Here is a 7,500-nt window from a genome sequence, read left to right as displayed (position 1 = left end):
GTGGGTTTCCCTCCTGATCAACTGTCGTCCTGATCAAATGTGACAAGCCGCGCCGCTCTGGACAGCAGCGCGGGATCAAACAGCTCTTGGATATTTTCCTTGGCGGTGGCCTTGGCAATGGATTTGAGCTGGTCCTTGTCCGCCCGCGACAGGGCAGCCAAATCAACCTGTTGCGCGATGGCGGCGATGGTTCGGTTGATAAAGACATCCGCCGCCTCAAGTGGCAGGCCCAGATCCTGCGCCCGCGCCGCCAGTTTGATGGATTTGATACTGTCCCCGCCGGCGGCAAAGAAATCCTCCTGCACCGAGACAGTGTCGCGGCCCAAAAGCCCGGCCCAAATATCCGCGATCTGCTGTTCCGTTTTGGTTTTAGGCGGAACCAGCTCGACCCGCGTCAGGTCTGGCCAGGGTGGGTCCGGCAGCGCCTTCACGTCACGTTTGCCATTTGCCGTCAGGGGTATTTCCGGCAGCGCCACCAGCACATCCGGGATCATCGAATAGGGCAACCGCTGGCTGAGGTTGGCGCGCACCTGGATATGATCCGGGGTCTGCCCGCCAGCAGCCACGATATAGCCCACCAACCGCATCTGTCCCTCGGGGTCAGGGCGCGGCTGGACCAGAGCGCTGGAGATCTGCGGATCCGCCACCAGCGCCGCTTCAATCTCGGCAGGTTCAATGCGCACCCCCTGTAGCTTGACCATGGTGTCGAGCCGCCCCAGGAAATCAATCCGCCCATCGGCACGCCGTCGGGCCATATCCCGCGACCGGTACAACCTGGCGCCCGGACGATCAGAGAAAGGATCGGGCAAAAAGGCCGCCTCGGTTTTGGCGGCGTCACCGCGATAACCCCGCCCCACACCGATACCGCCGATATAGAGCTCCCCCGTCACCCCCGGCGGCACCGGATGCAATGCCGGATCCAGCACATAGGCCGCCATGTTGCGGATCGGCGTGCCAACGGTGATGATCGGCGCGATATCATCCTCGGGCAGCATTTTGACCAGCCGATAGTGGCATTGGTCATCGGAACATTCCGTTGATCCATAGGTGTTCAGGATTGGAATATCCGGGTAAAGCGCCAACCAACGATGACAGAGCTCGGTCGGCAGCGCCTCCCCCGTGGGGACCAGCCAGCGCAGCGCGCCGAGATCCGGTGGCTGGCCCGCGGCCTCGGCCTCTTCGATCAGGGCACGCATCATGGAGGGCACCACTTGCAGCACCGTCACCCCACTGGCACGACAAGCGGCAAACAGCCGCGCCGGGTCTTCGATATCTCTGTCGCCAATCACCCGCACCGAGCCACCACAGGCCAGCGGAGCCAGATTTTGCCAGACCACCACGTCAAAGCTGGCCGGCGCATTCTGCGCCAGGCAATCCGCAGCACTGAATCCCAGATCCTCCAGCTTGCCTAAGCTGTGGTTCACCATGCCCAGATGTTCAACCATCACCCCCTTTGGCGTGCCGGTAGAGCCGGAGGTGAACATCATATAGGCCAGATCTGTGTCCCCTGGCAGGCTTGGCAGATCTGGCAAGGCGTGATCCTGCGCTTGCGACAACAGTGCTTCGATGCTCACCACCTCTGGGCCTGTCGCGCCCAGAGCAAGTCGCAGCGCCGCCTCTGTCGCGGCAGAGGTCAGAACCAGGCGGCTGTCGCTCAGGCCTATGACCTGTTGCAGCCGTTTTGGCGGCGTGTCCGGCGCCAGCGGCAAAAACGCGCCCCCGGCGCGCTGGGTGCCAAGCATGGCCACCGCCAGATCACAGCCGCGCGGCAGCACCAGGGCAACCATAGATTCACGGCTGACCCCGCGCACCGCCAGCGCCCGCGCCAGATGCTGCATTCTGTCTTGCAAGGCGATATAGCTCAGCTGCTGGTCAGGGCAGGAAATCGCCGGGGCCTGGGGCGTTTTATGCGCCCAGTATTCAAACAGCTCCGCCAGGGATTTTTGCTCTGGTGGCGCAACAACTGGCCCTTTGGCGGCCGCTATCACCGCATCTGCTTCGCTGGCCTGCAACAGCGGCAGCCGGGCCACCGGCTTTGTTGGCTGCTGGATCAGCCCCTGCAACAGCACCCGAAAACAGGCCGCGATATTTGCAATTGTAGCCCCCGAGAACAGCGCCCTGTCATATTTCCATGCCGCCTGCATCCGGCCCAGGCTGTCACGTTTCATTTCCAGGTTGAGATCAAATTGCCCATCCTGCTGCGCCATCGGTATGCCACTGAGTTCCAGATCCGCAAAGGGCACGGGGCTTTCGCCTTCTCCCGGCAAAAAGGCGTTTTGCAGCGCGCCGTAGCGGTGGAATTTTTGCAGCACAAAGGTGGTTTGAAACACCGGCGGACGGCTCAGATCCCGTACCGGGGCGAGGCGATCAACAATCTGCGAAAACGGCACCTCCTGATGTTTCATCGCCTGCAGCAGCCGGTCCCGCAGTGCAGCAACATGGCTGGCAAATGTGGCCGTCTCGTCGAACACTGCCTTCAGCGGCAGCATATTGATAAAATCACCAATGATCCCAGCGGTTCCGGGCAGGGTGCGCCCGGAAAACGGCGTGCCGACCATCAGCTGGGATTGTCCGGAAAACCGATGCAAGAGCGTTTGATAGGCGGCCAGAAGCACAACAAATACGGTGGTATCCTGGGCGCGTGCCAGGGCCTCGATCCCGGAGGTTATCTCCGCATCCAAGGTCTGAAAATGTGTTGCACCGTCAAACTGTTGCCGGGCCGGGCGGGCAAAATCCGTAGGCAGATCCAGCGCCGGTAAATCCCCTGCCAGCTCCTGCGCCCAATAGTCCAGCGCCGCCTGATGTTTGCCGCCCTCCTGTGCCAGCTGCATGGCCTGCACATAGTCGCCATAGGTCACCGGCAGATCCGGTAAAACAGCCGGAACCGCAACGTTGGCATCCCTGCCGGAACACTGCGGCTGGACCTGACATTGAGCTGCATACAGCTGCTGCAGCTCATCCATCAGCACCACCAGCGACCACAGATCGCCGGTGATATGGTGCATCACCAGACAAAACACATGGGACTCTGCCCCGCACCGCCACAAATGCGCCCGCAGGCTGGCGTCACCGCGCAGATCAAAGGGGCGCCGTGCGGTTGCCTCAAGATCCTGTTGCAGGGCCTCCTGGCTCCATCCCTCGGCATCCCGGTGCTGGATGCGGGGGCTCTGGTTCGGGTGATTGCCCTGACGCACAATACCGTCCTCTTCGACAAAAGCGCAGCGCAGGCAGGCGTGGCGCGCGACCAGAGCCGCAAAGGCGCGGTCCAGCGCCCCGCGATCCAGGGCGCCCCGGATATGCATCGGAAACACCATGGAAAAGGCGGTGCTTTCAGGTGCCATTTTCCACAAAAACCACAGGGACTGCTGACCCTGGCTAAGCGGATACCACGCCTCAGAGCCGCCCATCCGGTTGCGCAGCAGGCTCTTGAGATGGGCTTTCAGGGCGTCTTTGCTGGCGCTCACCGGTGGGGATTCTTTTGTCATGTGACCTCCGGTGTCGTGCGATCAAGACGCGCGATCAGCTCTGCCAACTCCTGCTCCGACAGGTCATCTGCCCCGGCCAGCAGCGACATCAGATCTGTGGGCGCGACCTCCGCCTGTGACCCATCAGCAGGGGGCGCATCGATATCTGGAATTGTCACGCCGGGCAGGCCCGCGACATGGGTGGCAAGCGCCACAATGCTGCGGTGCTCCCACACCAGCGCGGCCGGCAGATCCACATCGACCCAGTCCTCCAGCGCACCGGTGAGCAACATCGCCGCAACCGAATCCATGCCAAAGCTGGAAAACCGGGCGCTCTCGTCGATCTCTGCCGCATCAATCTGAAACTCCGAGGCCATCCAGCGTTTGATCCAAGTGCTCAGCGCCCGGGTTTCTGCTCCCTCCCCAGCGGCAGGCGCCGTGGCGGCGGGAGCTGCAGCCAGGGCTGGCGCCTGCGGCACCGGGGTGGCCTGCGGTGTATTGCGCCGGATCAAGCCATCAAGATCGGTCTCGACCCCGGCCATCTGTTGTTCAACATCGCCAATCGCCGCCGCGCAACTGTCGCGCAACGCATCCATTTCTGTCCGTTCCAGCCGCACCGCCAGCGCCGGAGAGACCGTAAGCGCCCTGGCCCAGGCCAGATCAAACTGTCGCCGCGCCCAATCCTGTGCGCGGGTCTCGGCAGGGTCTGGGGCTGTTCCCTTGGCCTGCGCCTGATACCGCAGGCAGGCCAGCATCAGGCCATAGCTTGCCGCTGCGCCAATCGACAGATGCGCCTGTGCCTTGGCTGCAGCATGGCCCCCCCACTGGGCCTGATGGTCCTGATGATACTGCCAGATCTGCTGGGCGCTTGAGGCCAGCTCCGTGCCCAGCTCCGGCTGCTGCAACTGGCCGCCAACATAGTTCACCAAGGTCTCTGGGAACTGTGCCAATCGCGCCCCGATATGGGCGTTCATCGGCTCTGTTGGTCCTTCGAAAATACGCAACACCCGCGCGTCGCGCAGGATCTGCGGCGCAATATTCGTCTCGATGTAGCCCCGCCCCGCCATCTGCTGGATCAGCCCGTCAGCGGCCGTCCAGGCATATTCCGGCGCCAGCGATTTGCAGGCACAAAACAGCTCGGTCGGCAGCGATTGACCCGCGTCCAGCTGCGCCGCAACCCTGCGCACCATGGCCTCGATGCCGCTGGCGGCACTGGCCAGTTCAGCGATCCGCAGGCTGGTTGCCGGATTGTCGAGCAAGGCCCCCGTGGCAATCTCGCGGCGGCTGCCGTGGCGCAGCATCAGTTGCAAACAGCGCTTCACCACCCCAAGCGACATCACGGCGATTGCAAAGCGGCCATATTCCATCGCATCCGTTGCCGCGACCATGCCCTGTCCGATCTCGCCCAGTCGCTGATCCGCGGTGACCTGCACCCCGTCCAGAACAACCTGGTTCTGCACCATGGCCCGCAGCCCCAGCGTCAGCGCTTCGGGGCCTTGGCGCAGCCCCGCAGACTCGGCGTCCAGCACAAAGCCGCTGACCGCCTGACCGCCGCCTTGCGGGTCTTCTAGCCGCACAAAGGTATTGATCACCCCAGCCCAGGCCGCAGAACCCGACCACCGCTTGGTTCCCTGCAACTGCCAGCCGCCAGCGCCATCGGGCAGCCCGCGGGCAGAAAGGTTGCGGATATTGGAACCGGCACCGGCCTCGGTCATGGCAAAGGAGGCCAACCTGCGCCCCGAGGCCAGGTCCGGCATCAGCCGATCAACAAGATCCGGTTGCCCATGGCGCAGGATCGGGCGCAGCCCCAGCGCATTATTGACCACCGTAAAGGAGGCCAATGTGGTGTCGATCGCTGCCATCTGCTGTACGACATCGACAATATCGGTATTGCGCAGCCCCAGACCGCCATAATGTTTTGGTGCCACCATGCCCAACAGGCCCTGGTTGGCAAAATCCATCACCACATAGGGCGGCATTGTCCGCCGCTCGTCCATCAGCCGCGAGTTCAACCGGGTTTCGCCATAGTCCCGCAGCCAGCTGATCAGATCGGCGGTTTTTGCCGTCAAAGCCTCGGACTCTGCACCAGAGGCTGCCAGCTCTGCGTCCCCCGCCTGGGGGGCTGGCTTATCCGCTGGTGGGGCGGCGGTCGCCGGCGCGTAGCGCGGGGAAATCCAGCGCGCCTCACCCGTGAAGGTACCAGCGGCAAACCCCAAGCGACAGGCATGACGCTTTTTCTTGCCGGTATGGGTTTTGGGCACGCCCTTGGGCGGCAACAGAACCAGCGCCCCAAGATCAAGATCGTGCTGTTCGGCCACCTGTGCCCGGATGATAGCAACCAGATGCTGCTGTAGGTCCTCAGCTGCGGCGCCACCGCGGCGCAGGGTCCGAAGCGCACTGCGGGTGACCTCATGCACCACCACCAGCCGGGCCGCACTGCCGCTGACGCGGCCACTATTGCCGCCAGTACCACCTGTGACCTCGGCAGGAATTTCACTGGAAAATACCACAGCCCCACCCGGCTCCAGCGCCGGATCGCAGGCCTCAACCGTGAGTTCGATATCCTCGGGGCTGTAATTGATGCCACGCAGCACCATCACGTCGTCCAACCGGCCAATGACAATCAAACCCTGGTTGCAAAACCCGCCCAGATCGCCGGTGCGCAGCCAGTCTCCTGACTCTCCGGTTCCTGGTTCTCCGGCTCCTGACTCGCCGGCCAGATGCGCATGGAACTTCTCTTGGGTCAGCGCCGCGCGCTGCCAATAGCCTGCGGCGACAGAAGGTCCCTGCACCCAGATTTCGCCAATGTCACCAATGGCGCAGGCCTGCCGGGTGTCAGGGTTCACGATCCTGAGCTCACAGCCAAGCGGCGCGCCGCTACAGACCACCAATTCGCGGTGACGCTGCTGCGGGTCAGCCACCGGAACCAACCGCCGCTGTTGCAGCGCATCGCTGTCAAACCTTTCCCATGTCAGCGCATTGCCAGGGCCATTGACGCTGATTACCAGGGTGTTTTCCGCCATGCCATATGACGGGCACTGCACATCCGGTCCCAGACCGTTCGCGGCAAAGCGATCCGCAAAGCGGCGCACGGTCTGCGCCCGGACCGGCTCTGCCCCATTCAGCAGGGCCACAACAGCGGACAGATCGAGATCGGCAGTCGCACTGCGTGGCAGCGCCAGGCAGGCGTCAAAGGCAAAATTGGGCGCCGCAGAATGGGTCACCCCATGGTCCTGCATCGCCTGCAACCAGCGCACCGGTCGTTGGGCAAAATGGGTGGGGGGCATCAACAGGCTATGACTGCCGGAAAAGACCGGCACGATGCAGCCAAAGATCAGCCCCAGATCATGGTAATGTGGCAGCCAGCACAAAAGGCGGCTGGTGTCCGGGATCGCAAAACTGGCACAAACATCGGCGGCATTGCTGGCGATATTGTCGTGGCTGATTGCCACCCCTTTGGGCGCTGACGTGGATCCTGATGTATATTGCAAATGCGCAATATCTGCGCCGCTCAGATCGGGATCCAGCCAGGGCCGCTCTGATGTGGTGGTCGGCAGATCCTCGATGGCGAGAACCCGCAGGTCCGGCAGCGCCTCACAAAGTCGCGCGCGCATTTCACGGGTGGAAATTACCAGCCGGGCGCCACAATCTGCGGCAACGTTCTGCGTGTGATCCATCGGGCGATTCAGCTGTGGGTATTTGATCGGCACAGCAATGGCACCGGCATAAAGGCAGCCAAAATAACTGTGCAAAAACGCCAGCCCGGCAGGCAGCGCGATGAGGACCGGCGCCTGTCTAAGCTCAACACCCATGGCCTCGGCCTCTGTCTGCAAGCCCAAAGCCAGCGCCCGCGCCGCTGCGTCCAGCCCCCGATAGCTTAGTTTTTCAGGCGGCTGAGACGGCGACGACAGGAAAGAAAATGCAGTTCGATCCTCAGCGGCTGCGCGATCTTGCAGCGTTCTGATCAAGCCTTTTTCAAAATCCATCCGTCGAATCCTTTCCTCACCCCTTGGGGTAAAACTCACAACCTCCGGCA

The 7,500-nt window shown here is 62.7% G+C and carries 2 protein-coding genes; both read right to left on the bottom strand.

The window, feature by feature from the left end; all coding sequences use genetic code 11:
* Positions 1-17: 17 nt before the first annotated feature.
* Positions 18-3,485 carry a non-ribosomal peptide synthetase gene (locus tag ARCT_RS0100245; protein WP_027238316.1) on the bottom strand — a complete coding sequence of 1,156 codons (3,468 nt, stop codon included), beginning with the start codon at positions 3,483-3,485 and terminating at the stop codon, positions 18-20.
* On the bottom strand, positions 3,482-7,450 hold the full coding sequence (locus tag ARCT_RS0100240; protein WP_027238315.1) for an AMP-binding protein: 3,969 nt from the start codon (positions 7,448-7,450) through the stop codon (positions 3,482-3,484). The genes ARCT_RS0100245 and ARCT_RS0100240 overlap by 4 nt, the downstream gene beginning before the upstream one ends.
* Positions 7,451-7,500 lie beyond the last annotated feature (50 nt).

This window comes from Pseudophaeobacter arcticus DSM 23566, from assembly GCF_000473205.1.
Classification (GTDB): Bacteria; Pseudomonadota; Alphaproteobacteria; order Rhodobacterales; family Rhodobacteraceae; genus Pseudophaeobacter; species Pseudophaeobacter arcticus.
This window is presented reverse-complemented; position numbering and strand designations above follow the sequence as displayed.